The organism is Labrys sp. LIt4 (genome assembly GCF_017813775.1).
GTDB classification, from domain to species: domain Bacteria; phylum Pseudomonadota; class Alphaproteobacteria; order Rhizobiales; family Labraceae; genus Labrys; species Labrys okinawensis_A.
The window spans coordinates 239,657-257,366 of sequence record NZ_JAGIPY010000006.1 but is presented as its reverse complement, the minus strand read 5'-3'; the positions used below and the strand labels follow the sequence as shown (position 1 = coordinate 257,366).

Sequence of the window (17,710 nt, the reverse complement as noted above, 5' to 3'; positions counted from 1 at the left end):
TGACAATGTGCGGCATGTTCGGAAAGCTGCCCTCCAAGCGGGATTTCGTGGCCTACAACATGCCGCGGCCCTTCCTCGACCAATGGGAGGAGTGGCTCCAGAGCGCGGTTGCAGCCAGCCGGCACGCGCTCGGCGAGCGCTGGCAGGAGATCTATCTGAGCTTTCCGATCTGGCGTTTCTGGTGCGGCAGGCGGGTCTTCGGCTCGGCGGTGACCGGTGCGCTGATGGCCTCGGTCGACGGGGTGGGGCGCTATTTTCCGCTGACGGTGTGCGCCTGCGAGCCGGCGGACACCTATCTGGAACCGCCGCCCTCTCGTGGGCTCGACCAGTGGCATGAGGGTTGCGAGCAATTCCTGCTCCATATGCTCGACGATCAGTTCGAGCGCGAGCCGGCCCACCAGCTGGCGCAAATCCCGTTTCCGCCCCTCGCATCGCGCCTGGCGCCGCCGCAGCGCGAGGGGAGCCTGCTGCTCTGGCCCGGCGAGGACCTGCCGGTTGCCGATGCTTTCCGTTCGCTCGACATGGCGGATGGCGATGCCCGCAATGGCGGCCGCAGCTATTGGTGGACGCAGGGCGGGCAAGGCGGGCATCCGGCCAGGCTCGTGGTGGCCGAGGGCAAGCCCGGCGCCCAGTTCTTTTCGTTCCTGATGACAGGGGAGGCTGTTTGATGGACCCTTGGGCATCCGGTGAGCATCTGAAATTCGAAACCGCGGCGCTGACCCATCCGGGTCATGTGCGCCGCTTCAATGAGGACTGCATCTTTACCGATGGCGCGCGTGGCATATGGATGGTGGCTGACGGGATGGGCGGCCACCGCGACGGCAATCTCGCCAGCGCGATGATCGGCGATGCCGCGCGAGGTCTCGGCAAGACCACCTCCTTGGTGGAATTCTCCGAGGCGTTCCGGCGCGAGATCGGCATCGTCAACACTGAATTGCTGGCCCGCTCCCAGGGCCGGCCCGAGCATATCGTCGGCTCGACGGTCGTGGCGCTGCTGACCGTTGACGGCAATTATTGTTGCTTGTGGGCCGGCGACTCCCGTTGTTATCTGGTGCGTGACGAGCGCATCGAGCAGCTCTCGCATGACCATACCGAAGTGCAGGAACTGGTGGATCGCGGCATCATCAGCCAGGATGAAGCGGCGAGTTGGCCACGCCGCAATGTCGTGACCCGCGCCGTGGGAGCCATCGATGATTTCGAGCTCGAGCAAGCCACCGGTGTGATAAAGTCGGGGGATTGTTTCGTCCTGTGCAGCGATGGCCTGACCGGACACGTCAAGGATGAGGAAATCCTCGCCGTGAGCAGCAGACTGAGCGCGACCCAGGCGAGCCATGAACTTCTCGAACTTGCCTTGGCGCGCGGCGGCAAGGACAACATCTCTGTTGTCATCGTCAATGTCGTCGACAAAGGCGCGACAACGCTTGTGATGCGATAATGGCGCCGATGGAACCATCCTTGAACGATGAACGAACCCGGATCGCGATCCGCGGCTCGGCCGTGAGCGTCGGCGCCGAACTCAATCAGACCTACCGCATCGATGCCCTTCTCGGCATCGGCGGCATGGGAGAAGTGTATAAGGGCCACAACATCCAGACCGGTGATCCGGTGGCGATCAAGATCGTGCTGCCGGAATATGCCGAGGACGAGACCATTCTCGGGCTGTTCCGCAAAGAAGCCCGTATCCTCAACCACCTCTACCACGAGGCCATCGTCCGCTATTACGTATTCTCGATCGATCCGGTGCTGTCGCGGCCCTATCTGGCGATGGAATATGTGGATGGGCCCTCGCTGGCGGCCCATGTGAAGAACGCACCGCTCACTGCTGCAGAGTTCATGCCGCTGTTGCGCCGGCTGGCCGACGGCTTGCACCGGGCGCATCTTGCCGGCGTCATTCATCGCGACATGTCGCCCGACAATGTCATCCTGCCGGGTGGCCTGGTCCAGAATGCCAAGATCATCGATTTCGGCATTGCCCGGTCTGCCAATGTCGGTGGCGAAACCTTGCTGGGCGGCAGTTTTGCCGGAAAATACAATTTCGTCTCGCCCGAGCAGCTCGGCCTTTACGGCGGCGAGGTCACGCCCAAATCCGATATCTACAGCCTGGCTCTGGTGATGGCGGCGGCGATGCGCGGCCGCCCGCTCGACATGACCGGCTCACAGCTCGACATCATCGAAAAACGCCGGAGCGTGCCCGATCTCGGCGGCGTTCCCCGGCAGTTTCACGCTGTGCTCGCGGCGATGCTGGCGCCCGATCCGGCGGGGCGCCCCGAGGACATGGCTGCCATCCGCGATTGGCCGGATAATCAGGCAACCCCCAAGCCGAAGACCGAGAAGCCCAAGGCCGTCGGCGTCAAACCAGCCGAAGCCACGGCGGCCAAACCGTCACATGCCCTGCGCAATACGATCTTCGGCATTACTGCTGCCGCAGTCATCGGCCTTGGCGCCCTTGGCGGCTGGATCTATTCGGATGGGAGTTTGTTCTCGGGCAACGGCACGCCCGTTGGCAGGCAATCAGACGACAAGCCGCCAGACGATAAGCCGCCGAATGGCAACAACCAGGAAACCATTGCCAGACAGGAGGCCGAGCGCCATGACCGCCTGGCCAATCAGCTTGCGAGCGCCGGCCAGGACGTGGCCGCGCTGAGGAGTTTCCTTGAGCAGTGCGGCGCGGACTGCCCCGACGATCTCGCCCGCCAAGCGAAAGACAGCATCAGCACCCAGGAGGCCCAGGCCAAGCGCCGTACGGACCTGGCAAACCAGCTTGCGAGTGCCGGTCGGGACGTGGCTGCGCTGAAGCGCTTCCTCGAGCAGTGCGGCGCGGACTGCCCCGACGATCTGGCCCGCCAGGCGAGGGGTAGCATCAGCGCCCAGGAGGCGCAGGCCAAGCGCCGTACGGACCTGGCAAACCAGCTTGCGAGCGCCGGCCAGAACGTGGCTGCGCTGAAAAGCTTCCTCGAGCAGTGCGGCGCGGACTGCCCCGACGATCTGGCCCGCCAGGCGAGGGGCAGCATCAACACCCAGGAGGTGCAGGCCAAGCGCCGTGCCGACCTGGCAAACCAGCTTGCAAATGCCGGGCAGGATAGAACCGCCCTGCAAAATTTCCTCGACCAGTGCGGTGCGGACTGCCCCGGCGATCTCGCCCAGCAAGCCCGGGCCCGCATCGATGCCGCGAAAGAATTGGCCGTGCGGCATGATCGCCTCGCGGCGCAGCTCACGGCTGCCGGCAAGAATGCTACCGCACTCAAGCGGTTCCTCGATCAATGCGGAGCCGATTGTCCTGATGATCTGGCTGCAAAGGCGAAAGCCGCGGTTGAAGGCACCAAATTGGCGGCTGTGACGTCACCCACGCCTGCTGTGCTCAGGGATTTCGTCGCTGGTTTTGGAGCGGATAGCTGCTTTTCTGCGACGGCGGACGATGTAACGGCCAGTTCCGCAACCGTCACGGCCCTCGGCACCGCGGCGGCGGAGGAAAGCTTCGCCAATGCCTTCAAGCTCAAGGCGAACTTTGCGCCGACAGTGAGGCTCGAAGCGGTTTCCGACCAGCAATGCGGTTTCGTCGGCGCCTTGCGCCGCATGTCGGTTGCAGGCGCGCCGCCCTTGAAGATCGTCTTGAGCAAGTCCGAAATCCGCGGCGGTGATGCGGACAAGGGTACGCCGGGTGATCCGCTTACCGTTTCCGTGACCGGAGCGGGAGAGCGCAACATCTATCTGTTCGTGATGGACCACAAGGGTGGGATTCAGAACATCAATCGGCTCTGCGCCTCCTGCATCACCATGAAGGCGGGGGAGATCGAGGCCGGTCTGAGCCTGTCGGCGCCGGCCAGGGTCGAGGGCGAGGCTCGGCCGCCTTTCTTTCCCATGCTGGTGTTCGCCGTGGCCTCACCGCGGCCGCTGATCAGCATCAACGCGCAGGATGCTTTCGAGGCAGATGATTTCATCACGCCTTTCCTGAAGGAGATCGCGAATGCGCGCGACGTCACCACGGTGGCGGGTTATCTCAAGCTTCGCGACCAGTGACGGTTCGCCAAGTCGAGCCAGGATTATGGATTGAGCAATCCACAATTGTCGACGCAAGCCGCAACATGTCATCGAAGCAAACAGACAAGCGCGCAACTTGCCGGGGCACCGTCATTTGGGAAGCTTGGCTGCGTCGCGCGGCTTGAGCGGCTCCCAGACATAGTCCCAGGTGACGATGCTGCCATCCGGCCCGGCGCTAAACTGGCATTTGGGACGATTGCCGGTCAGGCCGGGCGTGGCGGCGGGGCCGCCCTCGAAGGTGGCCTTCGTCCAGGCAACCGGAATGATCGCACCTTCAGGATTGTTGCCGAACTTCTTATAGGCCTTGATCAGCATGGTCGCCCAAAGCAGCGAATAGATGGCCCGGACGACCGGGTTGAACTTGAGCGGGTGGTCGAAGGGATTCTTGCTGAGGGTATTCGGTATGAAGATGTCCGAGGCGGCAAATTCGCTGCACAGCCGGACCATGATGCCGTAGGTTCCATAGTTGACGCTGCCGTTCAGCCAGCATTGGCCGGCGACTTGCACGGTATTCGAACAGGTGGCCTCGTCCTCGTGCCCGGCCGCGAAAGGGTCGGGATTGGCATAGTCGGACGACGACGGCGTCGCCATCGGGCCGTTGAGGGCCGGATCGAAAATGGGTGGTGTTCGCAGCCACTCGGATGCGCCCTGATAAAGCGGAATGACATCCCATCCGTCGATCTTCGCATGGGCGCGCACCTTGGCGAGCAGGGCATTGAGATCCGGCACCTTGCCGCCCAGCAATGAATCCGTCACCTCCTTGACCAGGCCGGCCGGATCCTTGACCGGCAGGAGGATCTCGTTGCAGAGCGAGATCTTGTCGCGGCGCGACCGGGCCCGGAACTCGACCTGGATCCGGCTCCAGGTCTCCCGGACCTGGGTCGTCACATCAGGGCCGCAGACGAAGTTGGGCGCGGGTGGCGGCGTCGGAGCAGGTGCCGGCGGACGGCCGGTGGCGTAGACGTAAAGCTCCACCGCCCGCCAGTAGCCGTCATTGTCGTTGTCGCGGCCGCCGCTCTGGCTTTCACCGTAACCGAATTGCTGCGGGAACGAGACGCCTGATACAGCAGCCTTGATATGGTCGACGACGGCCTGGCAGCGTTGGTCCGAAAGCCGCTTGTTGAATTGAGCGTCGCCGCTCCGGCTGGCATATCCGAACACATCGACCCACGGATTGGCCGCGTTGCGCAAGAGCGGGATCACCGTCGCGTCCAGCCACGCGATATGGCTCGATAGGAGCCGGGATTGTCCGGTCGTAAAATTGCAAAGGCGTCCCGCAGCTGACGCCTGCCCTGGATTGATCGGTTCGACGTCACTTGCCATGTCAACCTCAAGTAAACTCTAGAGTTGAATTGCTAAGATGATGAAGCGTCGTCAATGATATTGGCGATGTCGGCGAATTGGTTTCTCGTTGTGTTTTGCCATTCTCGTATCGAGACCCAATTCGATTACAGGCGGGCTCTTCGCTCCTGCACTTAGTGCAACAGAATGTCCGGTCTGAAAGCCTATCCGCCGATGAGCACGGTCGGCCACATACCCACAATGGTGCCGCCATGGGCGGTGAGATCCCCGATACGTGCCGCCATCTGGCCGTTGACATAGACGGTGGTCGACCCCAGCGCGATCACGTCGGGCGGGCCGACGCAGATGCAGATGTCGCCCACGCGTGCCTGCGGCTGGCCGCCGGTGACGACGTTCATCGACGCCATCACGATCGGACCACCGACATGCGGCACCAGCACATTCACCAGCGGGCAGACATGCATGTCGCCCAGACGTGAGGCAGGTTGTCCCATCAGGCAAATCCCGTTCCGTGTATCCGGGCATCGGACGCGCGAGCTCGTTGCGTACTTTGTCCGACTGCGGCAGTTTTGTCACTCTGCACCAAGCGTGCGAGCCGATCATAGGCCGGGGCGCCCTCGTGGCACATCCTACAAACAGGGGGAGCCAGCCGGAACCCGCCGCATTTCCTATTTCGAGCCGAACTTGTCGAAGGTGCCGCCCCAGCTGAGCGTGAGCGTCTGCTGGCCGTCGTGCCAATAATAATTGGCCTGAATGGTCGAGTTTCTGAGGCGAACCAGGTCCGCCGACACGCCGATCGGCAGCAATGCCTTGCCGATGTCCCTGACGTCGCCGATGCCGGAAATGCGGTTCACCCGCTCGGTCAGGCCGGCAAAGCCGTTCTCGGCATCGGAAAAGCGCAGGGAGATGCGATTGACCGCTTCGACCACGAGCGCCCCGACGACGTTGTCGCCGACCAGCCCGTCGAGCCAGTCCCGGAATAGGGTCTTGAGCAGCAATTCATTGGCGATATGTCCCCAGAAGGTGGGCGTGACCAGAGCACCTTCGGGCATGGCCACCACGAAGCCGCGCTCGTCGATATGGATGTTGCACTTGTTCCTGGAGACCGCGGCATGAAGGGCGGTGAAGGTCAGGCGCTTGCCGGTCTCGCCGAAAGCGAGGGAGACGCGATCGCTGCCATGACGAGGCAGCGGCGGCGCTATTCTCAATGAGGGCGGCGGCGGGCGCCATTGCTCGCGAAAGCCCTCGCCGACGGTGGCGCCGAACGACGCCTTGAGGGCCCAATGCTGCGGGTCTTCCTTCATGCTGATCATCGAAGCGTTGGCCGGACGCGGGCTGCGCGTGGTATCGATGGAGAAGGAGCCGGGTGCGGGCGTCTTGCCGGCGCCCGGCAGCTTCATGCGCCCTCCCAGTTCGGCGATGAGATCGTCCGGATCCACCGCCTCGAACGTGATGCCGTCAAGCGTGTTGTTCGCCACCTGCCGCGTGCCTGCCTTGATGTGCCTGGCGATATCGATCGGCGGGATCAGGTCCTTGCAGCGGGCCACGATCGTATCGAAGGTTCTTTGCTGGGACGCGTCCATGCTCGGTTTCCAAAAGCCTAAGCGAGGACCGCGAAGGGCAGGCAGTAATGGCAGGATCAAGCCTCGCCTGGGCCGGCAGGACCGGATCTAGTCCCGGGGACGTGGCGGGTGTGGGGCTTTTGTGGCAAGATTGACGCTAAAGGCGGGTCTTGGCAAGCTGGCGCGAACAGTGCACGCGAACGGGTGCCGGCTGTCACGGGCGAGGTCCCCGCTCGATCGACGGCCGTTTTGCCGTGAAGACAACGTCGAACCGGACGATATCCTACGATGACAGAAACGACCCCCACGCCAGCGCCCCAGCCCCTCATTCGCGTCGCGGTCGTCGAGGACGATCCCGCGGCCCTGGAACGCATCACAGTGGCGCTGGAAGCGGCGCCCGACATCTCGGTGGTCGCCAATGCGCCGAACACCGCCACGGGAAAAACCCTGATCGACAAGGGCGGGTTCGACGTGCTGTTATGCGATCTCGGCCTGCCTGATGGCTCGGGCATCGGCCTCATCCGTTATGCGGCTCAGAAATATACCGACGTCGACATCATGGTCATCACGATTTTCGCTGACCAGGACAAGGTATTGGAGAGCATCAAGGCTGGTGCTCGCGGCTATCTTCTGAAGGATGAGCGTTTCGACAGTTTTGCCGAAAGTATCCGTGAGGTTCGGCGCGGGGGCTCGCCGATCAGCCCGGTCATCGCCCGGCAACTGCTCAAGGAGTTTCAGCCGCGCGAGCAGGAAGCGGACAAGAAAGGCCTCGAATTGCTGTCGAAACGCGAACTCGAAGTGCTCAAACTCTTGGCGCGTGGTTTCACCTTCGTCGAAATCGGCGACATCCTCAAGATCGGCCGCAGCACCGTGGCGACCTATGTCAAGAACATCTATCAGAAGCTCGAAGTGAATTCGCGGGCAGAAGCCGTCTTCGAAGCGTCGAGCATGGGCGTGATCAACATGCCGCGCTAAGTGGCACTGAAAATCTGACGAACGGCCCGCGGGCGGAGATATCGAAACCGTCTTCGCGCAGCTCATCTTGGGCCTGGAATCAATCTTGCGTTCTATACTGAGTTAAGAGAAGATACTCCCCCAACAGGCATAGTCATCGCCGCGCGCTTCTCCGATCGTCGTAACATTCACAAGGAGGCGGGCAGGGGGAAGTCTTCGCACAAGATATTGCCGGCTCTCGATCTCATCGGGCCGGTGCCGGGTGGATCGAGGCCGCTTGCAGGGGCAGTTCCCCGCACGATGTCACGCCGGAATCACTTGGCTTGTTTAGACTGGCAATGGCCAGTCTCGTTTCCCGAAATTCCCGCAATACGGCCGGTTTTGCTTCGAAAGAGCCGGTCTGTGCCATCGACCACAGTACTCGACGAAGGGGGCTCGGTGCCGGCCCCCCAAATAGGGGATTACGGGGGAAGGGGTTTGGCGCAAGATGCGTATCACAAGGGGGATGACACCCGCCCGTTGGGCCGGCGCTCACCAACTTCAATGAATTCAAGCGCGATGGTTGGGAACTTTTCCGCCGGTTTTCTTCGATGGGCGGGAACTCCGACTGCAGCGTCGAGGAGAGAGACAAAATCATGGCCGACAGCGGACAGAAGTTCATCAAGCGCAATCGCCCGCCGCGCGTTCAGATCCAGTATGAAGATCCCTACAATGCGGAAAAACTCGTCGAGATTCCGTTTGTCATGGCGGTCATGTCGGATCTGTCCGGCAATGCTTCCGAGGTCGAGAAAGCGCCGATCGCCGAGCGCAAATATCTCGACATCGACATGGACAATTTCGATGACCGCATGAAGGCCATCAAGCCTGGCGTCAGCTTCAAGGTCACCAATCGGCTCGGCGACGCCAAGGGCGACGAGAAGATGTCGGTCAAGCTCAGCTTCGAGAAAATGAGCGACTTCAACCCGGCGCAGGTCGTCCGCAACATACCGGCGCTGGCGAAATTGCTGAAGGCCCGTGAGCAGCTCGCCAATCTGCAGCGCTACATGGACGGCAAGGTCGCGGCCGAGGATCAGATCAAGGCCCTTCTCAAGGACCCCGAGCTCATGCGGCTGCTCAAGGACAATAGCGAGCAGGCCAAGCCTGAAGAGGCCTGACGGCGGCTCCCGCCAGCAGATCAAGCCAGCAGATCAAGCCAGGAGTTCAGCCACATGGCCGAAACAGCCGCTACCCCCCAGACCGTTCCCGCAACCGAAACCCGCGACCTGGAGACCTTCTCCAGCCTGTTGCGCAAGAGCTTCAAGCCGCGCAATGACAGTGCTGCCACCGAGGTCGAGAATGCCGTCGCCACCCTGGTCCGCCAGGCCCTCGACGATACCTCGCTGGTCAAGGAAGACGTCCTCGATACCCTCGACTCGATGATCGCCAAGCTCGACGAGCAACTCTCGATCCAGCTCAACGAGGTCATCCACGCGCCCGAGTTCCAGAAATTGGAAAGTGCCTGGCGCGGCCTCAATTATCTCGTCTTCAATTCCGAAACCGACACCACGCTGAAGATCCGCTTCATGAACGTGTCGAAGGAAGAGCTCTTTCGCGAGTTCAAGGTCTATCCCGGTGCTCGCTGGGACCAGAGCCCGATCTTCAAGAAGCTCTACGAGGCCGAATATGGGCAGCTGGGCGGCGACCCCTACGGTGCCCTGGTGGGCGACTATTATTTCGACCACTCGCCGCCCGACGTGCAGCTGCTGCGCGACATCAGCAAGGTCGCGGCTGCGGCGCATGCGCCCTTCTTCGCGGCCGCCAACCCGGCCTTGTTCGGCATGGATAGCTGGAACGAGCTCTCCAATCCGCGCGATATCGGCAAGATCTTCGATACGCCCGATTACGCCGCCTTCCGTTCGCTGCGCGAACAGCCCGATTCACGCTATGTCGGACTGTGCATGCCCCGCGTTCTCTCGCGCCAGCCCTATGGCGCCAAGTCGGAACCGGTGGAGGAGTTCGCCTTCGAAGAGGATACGGACGGCCATCAGGGCCGGAAATATGCCTGGATGAACGCGGCCTACGCCATGGCGGTCAACATCAACCGCGCCTTCAAGGAATATGGCTGGACGGTACGCATCCGCGGCGTTCAGTCGGGCGGCGAGGTCGTCAACCTGCCCACGCACACATTCCCCACCGACGATGGCGGCATCGACCTCAAATGCCCCACCGAAATCGCCATCAGCGATCGGCGCGAGGCGGAATTGTCGAAGTCGGGCGTGCTGCCGCTGATCCATCGCAAGAATACCGACAAGGCAGCCTTCATCGGTGCCCAGTCGCTGTACAAGCCCAGGAAGATGGATACGGACGAGGCGACGGCCTCCGAAAACCTCTCGGCCCGGCTGCCCTATATGTTCGCAGTCTCGCGCTTTGCGCATTATCTCAAATGCATGGTGCGAGACAAGATCGGCGCCACGATGGAACAGGATCAGCTGCAGAAATGGCTGCAGACCTGGATCAATCGCTATGTCGACGGCGATCCCAAGAACTCGACCGAGGCGATCAAGGCCAAGAAACCGCTGGCCGCGGCCAAGGTCGAGGTGTTCCCCGACGAAGAGAACCCCGGCTACTACGCCGCCAGGTTCTATCTGAGGCCGCACTACCAGCTGGAAGGAATGGATATCGGCATCAGTCTCGTCTCGAGACTGCCCAATAGCCAGAAGTAACACGACATCCAAGCGGGACTGCCTGAACGCTCCGGCGAGCGAACGATCCCGCTTGGCCAATTCAATCCGACGGATGCCTTCTGGAAAAGGTGGATCCGCTCACATCACAGGAGAGTAAAATGGCCCAATCAGACGCATTACTTCAGATCAACGGCATCGAGGGCGAAACCCAGCAGGACAGCCTCGACGGCTATATGGAGCTTTTGAGCTGGAGCATCGGCGGCTCGAACTCCTCGACGTTCGGCAGCGGCACCGGCGGCGGCAAGGGCAAGTCGGTCCTGCAGGACCTGCATTGCACCAAGACCGTGGACAAAGCCTCCGCCAACATCTTCAAATATTGCGCCTTCGGCAATCACATCGACGAGGTCAAGCTCGTCGTGCGCAAGGCGGCGGGCGAAGACAAGCTCACCTACATCACCATCACCCTGACCAACTGCTTCATCACCAGCTATCAGACGAGCGGCGGCTCCGACGGCGGCGCGATGGAGAGCTTCTCGGTCACCTATGAGAAGATCAACCACGAGTATCAGCCTCAGGACAAGACCGGTGCCGCCGACGGCGGTTCGATCGAGTTCACCTACAACGTCGCCACCGGCAAGGATCAGTAATTCCTCGCCTTTCGAGGGCGGACGGCTGCGCAAATATGGCGGCCGTCCGCCCCGGCAGGGACTGCCTCTTCATCGCCGGACCCGGGGCAAGCGCGCTCATGATTGAAGGCGTGTTTGCTCCAGTTCCTTGTTTCGGCGCGTCTTTGCGATTCCGGCGGTTGCCGTTCCATCGCAAGACGCCTTCGCATGCGGAAGACCAAGTGAGCCGTTTCCGGGCCGTCAAGAGCGATCGTTTCGTACCTCCCATCATGCATGCCTTCCGGGAGGCCTTTCGGCTGCGCGATGCCGCCAAGCCCATCGACAATCGCAACGATGCCGGCGAACGCGTGATTGCCGGCCGGCGCACCTCGCCGCGCTCGGCGGTCGGCGAGACCGTGCTGCGCTCGGAACTGGGCGAGGACCTTGCCTCCTTGCTCAACACCGTGGAACTGGCGGCGATCGAGGATCTCGACGGCTTCGACGCCGTGGCGGCCTCGATCCTCAATTTCGGCCTGCCAGATCTGACCGCGATCGTCGCAAGTCCGGAGGCGGCGCGGCGGGTTGCGCTTCTGCTCAAGCAGAGGCTGGAACTGTATGACTGCCGGCTGGTGCCGGGCACGGTGGCCATATCGGGCGAGCCGCTCGACGACAGCGCTTCCGGGCAGCTTAGGTTCCATATCAGCGCCGAAATGGTGTCGACGCCCACCGATATTCCGATAGAGTTCGTGGCGGACGTCGAGGTCGAAAGCGGCAAGATCAGAGTCTTCAGATTGTGACGCCATGAACCGTGAATTCCTCGAACTCTACAATCGTGAACTTGGCATTCTCAAGGAGGAAGCCAAGCAGTTCGCAGCCGAGTTTCCCGGTGTCGCCGAGCGCCTGGGCGGGCTCTTGGAGAACAACACGGATCCGATGATCGCGGGGCTGCTCGAAGGCACCGCCTATCTGGCCTCCCGCGTGCAGCTCAAGCTCAAGCATGAATATGCCGAGTTCACCGACAATCTGCTCGACCAGCTCGTGCCCGATTATCTGGCGCCGGTGCCTTCGGCGGCGCTGCTGCGGGTGGAGCCGCCCTATGGCGATCCCAATCTCAAGGATGGCGTGAGGATCGCCGCCGGCTCTTATGCCGATGCGCGCTTCGTCGAGCGTGAACGCCGCATCGCCTGCAAATACCGCCTCGCCAGCGAGGTCACCTTGTGGCCTTTCGAGCTTGGCCAGGCCGAATATCTGAGCGGGCCGGCAACGTTGCAGGCCCTGGGCATCGAGGCCGGCCCGGCCAGCCAGGCGGGCCTGAGGCTTTCCCTGCTGCGGCGCTCCGCCGCCGACCGCCTCACCGAGCCTGCCGACAAACAGGTGGCGCAGCGGCCCGATTGCTGGTTTGCCAATTGCCGGACCGATGAGCTGGTCTTTCACATCATCGGTCAGGAGGGCGATGCGGTCAGGCTTTACGAGCAGCTCTTCGGCGCTACCACCGGCATCTATTTTCGCTATCTCGACGAAGCCGGCGATCCCGTCATCGTGCCGTTGCCCAAGGCCTGCCTTACCCAGATCGGCTTTGCGCCCGATGAACCGCTGTTTCCGTCCGATCGGCGGGTATTCAGGGGATTCGATCTCCTGCGCGAATATTTCGTGCTGCCGGCAAAGTTCCTCGGTTTCAGACTAAACAGTCTAAAAACCATTTTATCGGCGATCAGGACCAATCGCTGCGACATCGTCATCGCCTTCAGCCAGGGGGACAGCCGGCTGCAATCGGTCGTCAGGGCCGACAGCTTCGCCCTCTACGCCGCCGCTGCCTCCAATCTCTTCGAGATGCAGCTGGCGCGCGTGCCGGTGAAGGACAACGAGCACGAATATCACGTCGTCACCGACCGCTCGCGCCATCTCGATTTCGAGGCCCACCGCCTGATCAGGATGCATGCCCATGTCACCGGCAGCGGCGACAAGGTGGAGGTCTATCCGCTCTATGCCGCGCCGCCGCTCGGGGTCTCCGCCACCGAGACGATGTTCTATACCGTGCGGCGCCTGCCGCGCCGTCGCTCGCAGGAGGAACGGCGCAATGCGCAGCCGACGCAGTATGTCGGCAGCGACATGTTCGTCACGCTCACCAACCACCGCGACAGGGCGGATGGCCTCCACGTCGCCGAGCTCAGCCTGCGGGCGCTGTGTTCGAACCGCCACCTCACCGAGCATCTGCCGGTCGGGCAGGGGGGCGCCGATTTCATTCTCGAAGACCGGACCACGCTGAGGGTGGATTGCGTGGTCGGGCCGACCCTGCCGCGCGATTCCATCGCCACCGATCCGGAAGCACGCGGCCGGCATGGCGCAGGCGGCACTTCGGCCTGGCGGCTGATCAGCATGCTGAGCCTCAATCATCTCGGGCTCTCCGGCTATGGCACGCGGGATTCGGCGGCCTCGCTGCGCGAAATGCTCTCGCTTTTCGCCACGCGCGGCAGCGCCGCCATCGAACGGCGCATCCAGGGCGTCATCGCCGTCGACAGCAGGCCGATCACCCGGCGAATCCGCCAACGCACCGGCGCGGGCGTGGTGCGCGGGCTGGAAGTCACGGTGACACTCGACGAGAAGCACTTCGAAGGCAGCGGCATCTTTCTGCTCGGTGCCATCCTCGACCGCTTCCTCACCGAGTTCGTCGGCCTCAACAACGTGGTCGAGACCGTGATCCGCTCGACCGAACGCGGCGAGATCATGCGCTGGCCGGCGCAACTCGGGCGGCGGCAGCAGCTATGAGTACGCCTCCCGACATGCCGCAGGAGCGCTCTCCGGAAGAGTTGACAGACTTTTCGGCTAAGAAAGTGCGTCAAGACGAGGAGCTGGAAAAGAAGCGCGATTCGGAGACAGCGCACTTTGTTCGAAAGCCGGGAAGTTACGACTTCCTCGACCTTCTGCGCCGCCTCGAGCATCTGGCCGGCGCCAAGCCGCGTATCGGCGAGAGCGCTTCCTCGGCCGAGGCCGTGGCGAGACTGGGCCAGCAGCCCCACATCGATTTTACCGATACCAATGTCGGCCACATTGCCGCATCCGAGGGACGGCCTGCCGAGGTCGAGAGCCGTTTCCTCGGCCTGCTGGGACCGCAGGGCGCCCTGCCGCTGCACACCAGCTATGAAGCGACCCATTGGGCCAATATGCGCGACGTGGCCTTCGCGCGTTTTCTCGACATCTTCAACAACCGCTTCCAGCAACTGTTCTTCCGGGCCTGGGCCAATGCCCGGCCGGCCGTACAGGCCGACCGGCCGAACGAAAACCAGTTTCTCACCTATCTCGGCGCCATGATCGGCATCGGCACGCCGGCCATGCGCGGGCGCGGCCAGCTTCACGATTTCTCTAAGCTTGCCCTGGCCGGCCTGATGGCGCCGGCGGTCAAGAGCGCTTCGCGCATCGAGGGCATGCTCGGCTGGCTGTTCGACGTCAAGGTCGAGGTACAGGAATTCGTCGGTGTCTGGCTGCCGCTGGAGGAGCGCGAACAGGCGGTGCTGGCGGCGGGCAGCTGTGCGCTCGGCGTCGACAGCATCATCGGCCGCTCGGCCTACAGCCTGAAGGACAAGTTCCGCATCAGGCTCGAAGTCGCCGATCTCGACGAGCTGGAGACCTTCCTGCCCGACGGCGTTCATTTCGAACCGCTGGCCGACATCATCCGCTTCTATCTCGGCGAGACCTTCATCTACGACGTCGAATTCGGCCTGGCGGAAAGCAAGACCAAGCCGGCCCAGCTCGGCGGTTTCGGCCGCCTGGGATGGACCTGCTGGATGGGCAGGAAGGGTGCGGCCGACGCCACGGTCGATCGCATGCGCTGGGACTGCCATTTCCATCCCGCCGAGATCCGCGCTGAGCGGCGCCGCAAACCGAGCAAAGGGTAGTTGCCATGGCCGATGTCAGCCTCGAAGTCCTCACCGGCAAGCTCAATCCGCTCGGCTATGACAGCTTCATGCAGGCCTTCCGCCTGGCGCAGGGCGCGGGCAACCGCAACCTGGAACTGGCCCATTGGCTGCAGGCGGTGCTGCAGGCCGACCGCAGCGATCTCGCCTTGACGGTGGCCCATTTCAAGCTCGACGCCGGCCGGCTCTTGGCCGATCTCAGCGCCGTCACGGCCGGCTTTGCCATGAACAAGACCGAGCTGCCGGGTTTCTCCGACGACATTTTCGATGCCCTCAGCCAGGGCTGGAACTACGCCACGCTGATGTTCGGCGAAACGCAGGTGCGCACCGGCCATGTGCTCACCGCGATCCTGAAGGAACCGCGTCTGGCGCGCACGCTCAATGGCCTCTCCAAGCAGTTCCGCCTGATCGACGTCGAGCGGCTCACCAACGAGCATCGCAAGATCTGGCAGCAGTCGGCCGAAGAGAACATGCGCCCGATGGATGGCTCCGGTCCGGTCGCCAAGGGCGCGGGCGGCGATGCGGGCACCGCCGCCAAGGGCACCAGCGCGCTCGACCGCTACGCCGTCGACCTCACCGAGCGCGCCGCCAGCGGCACGATGGATCCCATCGTCGGCCGCGACGAGGAGATCCGCCAGGTCGTCGACGTGCTGATGCGCCGGCGCCAGAACAATCCCATCCTCACCGGCGAGGCCGGCGTCGGCAAGACGGCGGTGGTCGAAGGCTTTGCGCAGCGCATCGCGGCCGGTGACGTGCCGCCGCCACTCAAGGGCAACAAGCTCTACGCGCTCGACATCGGCCTGATGCAGGCCGGCGCCTCGATGAAAGGCGAGTTCGAGCAGCGCCTGCGCTCGGTGATCGACCAGGTCCAGGCCTCGGTGACGCCGATCATCCTGTTCATCGACGAGGCGCACACGCTGATCGGCGCCGGCGGCGCGGCCGGCACCGGGGACGCCGCCAATCTGCTCAAGCCCGCTCTGGCCCGGGGCACGCTCAGGACGATCGCCGCCACGACCTGGTCGGAATATCGCCAGCATATCGAGAAGGACCCGGCGCTGACCCGCCGCTTCCAGCCGATCAACGTCGGCGAACCCGGCATCGAGCAGTGCTGCAACATGATGCGCGGCCTGCTTGGGCCGATGGAGAAACACCACAACGTCCATATTTCGGAAGCCGCCGTGGTCGCCGCCGTCAAGCTGTCGAGCCGCTACATCCCTTCGCGCCAGCTGCCGGACAAGGCGGTCAGCCTGCTCGACACCGCCGCCGCCCGCGTGGCGGTGTCGCAGAACGCCACGCCCGCCGCGGTCGAGGATGTGCGCGTCGCGATCGAGGCGAGCGAGCGTGAGCTGAAGGCCCTGGAGCGTGAACGCGATGTCGGCAATGCCGACGAGAAGCGCATTGGCGAGGTGACGGAAACCATCGCGGCAGCCAGGGACAAGCTGGCGGCGCTGGAGAAGGCCTGGGGCGAAGAGAAGGCCATCGTGGCCGAACTGATGGCCGCGCGCCGGGACATCGCCGAAGGGGGCGAGGGGGCCGAAGCCGCCCGCGAAAAGCTCACCCGGATCATGGCCGACCTTGCCGCCATCGATCCCGAAAAGCGCATGGTCTATCCCTATGTCGACGAGCAGCCCGTGGCCTCGGTGGTCTCGGACTGGACCGGTATTCCGGTTGGGCGCATGGTCAAGGACGAGGTCGAGACCATCCTCAATCTCGGCGACATCCTGGCCAGGCGCGTGGTCGGCCAGGATCACGGCCTGAAGATGATCGCCCGGCGCATCCAGACCAACCGGGCCAAGCTCGACAATCCCGACAAGCCCATCGGCGTCTTCATGCTCGCCGGCCCCTCCGGCGTCGGCAAGACGGAGACGGCGCTGGCGCTCGCCGAGGCGCTCTATGGCGGTGAGCAGAACATGATCACCATCAACATGTCGGAATTCCAGGAGGCGCATACGGTCTCCACCCTGAAAGGGGCGCCTCCCGGCTATGTCGGCTATGGCGAAGGCGGCCGGCTCACCGAGGCCGTGCGCCGGCGGCCCTATTCCGTCGTCCTGCTCGACGAGGTGGAGAAAGCCCATCCCGACGTGCACGAGATCTTCTTCCAGGTCTTCGACAAGGGCGTGATGGAGGACGGCTCGGGTCGGCGCATCGATTTCAGGAATACGCTGATCATCCTCACCACCAATGCCGGCACCGACATGATCATGGCCGCCGCAGGGAACGGCTCGCAGAAGCCCGATCCGGAAGCGCTGGCGGTGGATCTCAAGCCGCATCTGCTCGATGTCTTTCCGCCGGCCCTGCTCGGACGCATCGTCACCATCCCTTATTATCCGCTGTCCGGCGAGATGCTGGGCGCCATCGTGCGCCTCCAGCTCGATCGCATCGGCAAGCGCATCCGCGACAATCATGGCGCCCGCTTCAGCTATGACGATGCGGTGGTCGAGAAGATCGTGTCCCAGTGCAACGACCCCGATTCCGGCGGGCGCATGGTCGACAACATCGTCACCAACACGCTGCTGCCGGCGCTGTCTCAGCGCATCCTGGCGAAAGCGATCGCCGGGGAGCAGATCGGGGAGGCGAAGGTTGGGGTGGAAAACGGGGAGTTTGCGTACGATGTGGCCTGATCACGCGGCGAGCATGCACGGATCAGGCGTTCACGTCAGCAATGGAGGATTTTA

Annotated in this window: 14 protein-coding genes; 11 read left to right on the top strand and 3 right to left on the bottom strand. The window is 63.2% G+C overall.

All coding sequences use genetic code 11. The features are described from left to right. The first annotated feature begins 14 nt into the window (after positions 1-14). From tagF to J8I29_RS14120, 3 genes are read left to right on the top strand one after another with little or no spacing between them, the layout of a single operon-like run. The gene (gene tagF / locus J8I29_RS14130) at positions 15-668 is read left to right on the top strand and encodes a type VI secretion system-associated protein TagF (protein WP_209432122.1); all 654 of its coding nucleotides are present in this window, start codon (positions 15-17) and stop codon (positions 666-668) included. Further along, positions 668-1,435 (top strand): protein phosphatase 2C domain-containing protein, encoded by a 768-nt coding sequence (locus J8I29_RS14125; RefSeq protein ID WP_209432121.1) that lies wholly within the window; start codon positions 668-670, stop codon positions 1,433-1,435. Before tagF ends, J8I29_RS14125 begins: the two co-directional genes overlap by 1 nt. A 20-nt stretch (positions 1,436-1,455) precedes the next feature. Continuing rightward, on the top strand, positions 1,456-4,017 hold the full coding sequence (locus J8I29_RS14120; protein WP_245196982.1) for a serine/threonine-protein kinase: 2,562 nt from the start codon (positions 1,456-1,458) through the stop codon (positions 4,015-4,017). A gap of 111 nt (positions 4,018-4,128) precedes the next feature. Here the strand turns inward: J8I29_RS14120 and J8I29_RS14115 are convergent, their stop codons facing one another. The 3 genes from J8I29_RS14115 to J8I29_RS14105 all read right to left on the bottom strand — a co-directional run bounded on the left by J8I29_RS14115 (position 4,129) and on the right by J8I29_RS14105 (position 6,923). Continuing rightward, a complete protein-coding gene (locus J8I29_RS14115; RefSeq protein WP_209432119.1) occupies positions 4,129-5,241 on the bottom strand; it encodes a hypothetical protein in 1,113 nt (370 codons plus the stop codon). Positions 5,242-5,543: 302 nt separating this feature from the next. Beyond that, a complete protein-coding gene (locus J8I29_RS14110) occupies positions 5,544-5,834 on the bottom strand; it encodes a PAAR domain-containing protein (RefSeq protein WP_105860548.1) in 291 nt (96 codons plus the stop codon). A gap of 174 nt (positions 5,835-6,008) precedes the next feature. After that, positions 6,009-6,923 carry a hypothetical protein gene (locus J8I29_RS14105; protein WP_105860547.1) on the bottom strand — a complete coding sequence of 305 codons (915 nt, stop codon included), beginning with the start codon at positions 6,921-6,923 and terminating at the stop codon, positions 6,009-6,011. Positions 6,924-7,190: 267 nt separating this feature from the next. Here J8I29_RS14105 and J8I29_RS14100 point away from each other — a divergent pair, with 267 nt between their 5' ends. The 8 genes from J8I29_RS14100 to tssH all read left to right on the top strand — a co-directional run bounded on the left by J8I29_RS14100 (position 7,191) and on the right by tssH (position 17,656). Then, positions 7,191-7,877 (top strand): response regulator transcription factor, encoded by a 687-nt coding sequence (locus tag J8I29_RS14100; protein ID WP_209432118.1) that lies wholly within the window; start codon positions 7,191-7,193, stop codon positions 7,875-7,877. A 614-nt stretch (positions 7,878-8,491) separates the two neighbouring features. Continuing rightward, positions 8,492-9,010, top strand: coding sequence for a type VI secretion system contractile sheath small subunit (gene tssB, locus J8I29_RS14095; RefSeq protein WP_209432117.1), 519 nt, complete (start codon positions 8,492-8,494; stop codon positions 9,008-9,010). 54 nt (positions 9,011-9,064) lie between these two features. After that, the gene (tssC, locus tag J8I29_RS14090; protein ID WP_105860545.1) at positions 9,065-10,558 is read left to right on the top strand and encodes a type VI secretion system contractile sheath large subunit; all 1,494 of its coding nucleotides are present in this window, start codon (positions 9,065-9,067) and stop codon (positions 10,556-10,558) included. A 119-nt stretch (positions 10,559-10,677) separates the two neighbouring features. Further along, complete coding sequence (locus J8I29_RS14085; protein WP_105860544.1) at positions 10,678-11,166, top strand: type VI secretion system tube protein Hcp; 489 nt, start codon at positions 10,678-10,680, stop codon at positions 11,164-11,166. A gap of 200 nt (positions 11,167-11,366) precedes the next feature. Beyond that, complete coding sequence (locus J8I29_RS14080) at positions 11,367-11,921, top strand: GPW/gp25 family protein (RefSeq protein WP_181160997.1); 555 nt, start codon at positions 11,367-11,369, stop codon at positions 11,919-11,921. A gap of 4 nt (positions 11,922-11,925) precedes the next feature. Beyond that, positions 11,926-13,890, top strand: a complete 1,965-nt coding sequence (gene tssF / locus J8I29_RS14075) for a type VI secretion system baseplate subunit TssF (RefSeq protein ID WP_209432116.1) — start codon at positions 11,926-11,928, stop codon at positions 13,888-13,890. Next, the gene (gene tssG, locus J8I29_RS14070) at positions 13,887-15,017 is read left to right on the top strand and encodes a type VI secretion system baseplate subunit TssG (protein WP_209432115.1); all 1,131 of its coding nucleotides are present in this window, start codon (positions 13,887-13,889) and stop codon (positions 15,015-15,017) included. Before tssF ends, tssG begins: the two co-directional genes overlap by 4 nt. A gap of 5 nt (positions 15,018-15,022) precedes the next feature. Beyond that, complete coding sequence (gene tssH, locus J8I29_RS14065) at positions 15,023-17,656, top strand: type VI secretion system ATPase TssH (protein ID WP_209432114.1); 2,634 nt, start codon at positions 15,023-15,025, stop codon at positions 17,654-17,656. Positions 17,657-17,710: the final 54 nt, after the last annotated feature.

Bases quoted from the DNA above. Each gene is read 5' to 3' on its own strand.
- tagF (WP_209432122.1), top strand. From the start codon at position 15: ATGTTCGGAAAGCTGCCCTCCAAGCGGGATTTCGTGGCCTACAACATG.
- J8I29_RS14125 (WP_209432121.1), top strand. From the start codon at position 668: ATGGACCCTTGGGCATCCGGTGAGCATCTGAAATTCGAAACCGCGGCG.
- J8I29_RS14110 (WP_105860548.1), bottom strand. From the start codon at position 5,834: ATGGGACAACCTGCCTCACGTCTGGGCGACATGCATGTCTGCCCGCTG.
- J8I29_RS14105 (WP_105860547.1), bottom strand. From the start codon at position 6,923: ATGGACGCGTCCCAGCAAAGAACCTTCGATACGATCGTGGCCCGCTGC.
- J8I29_RS14100 (WP_209432118.1), top strand. From the start codon at position 7,191: ATGACAGAAACGACCCCCACGCCAGCGCCCCAGCCCCTCATTCGCGTC.
- tssB (WP_209432117.1), top strand. From the start codon at position 8,492: ATGGCCGACAGCGGACAGAAGTTCATCAAGCGCAATCGCCCGCCGCGC.
- tssC (WP_105860545.1), top strand. From the start codon at position 9,065: ATGGCCGAAACAGCCGCTACCCCCCAGACCGTTCCCGCAACCGAAACC.
- J8I29_RS14085 (WP_105860544.1), top strand. From the start codon at position 10,678: ATGGCCCAATCAGACGCATTACTTCAGATCAACGGCATCGAGGGCGAA.
- tssF (WP_209432116.1), top strand. From the start codon at position 11,926: ATGAACCGTGAATTCCTCGAACTCTACAATCGTGAACTTGGCATTCTC.
- tssG (WP_209432115.1), top strand. From the start codon at position 13,887: ATGAGTACGCCTCCCGACATGCCGCAGGAGCGCTCTCCGGAAGAGTTG.
- tssH (WP_209432114.1), top strand. From the start codon at position 15,023: ATGGCCGATGTCAGCCTCGAAGTCCTCACCGGCAAGCTCAATCCGCTC.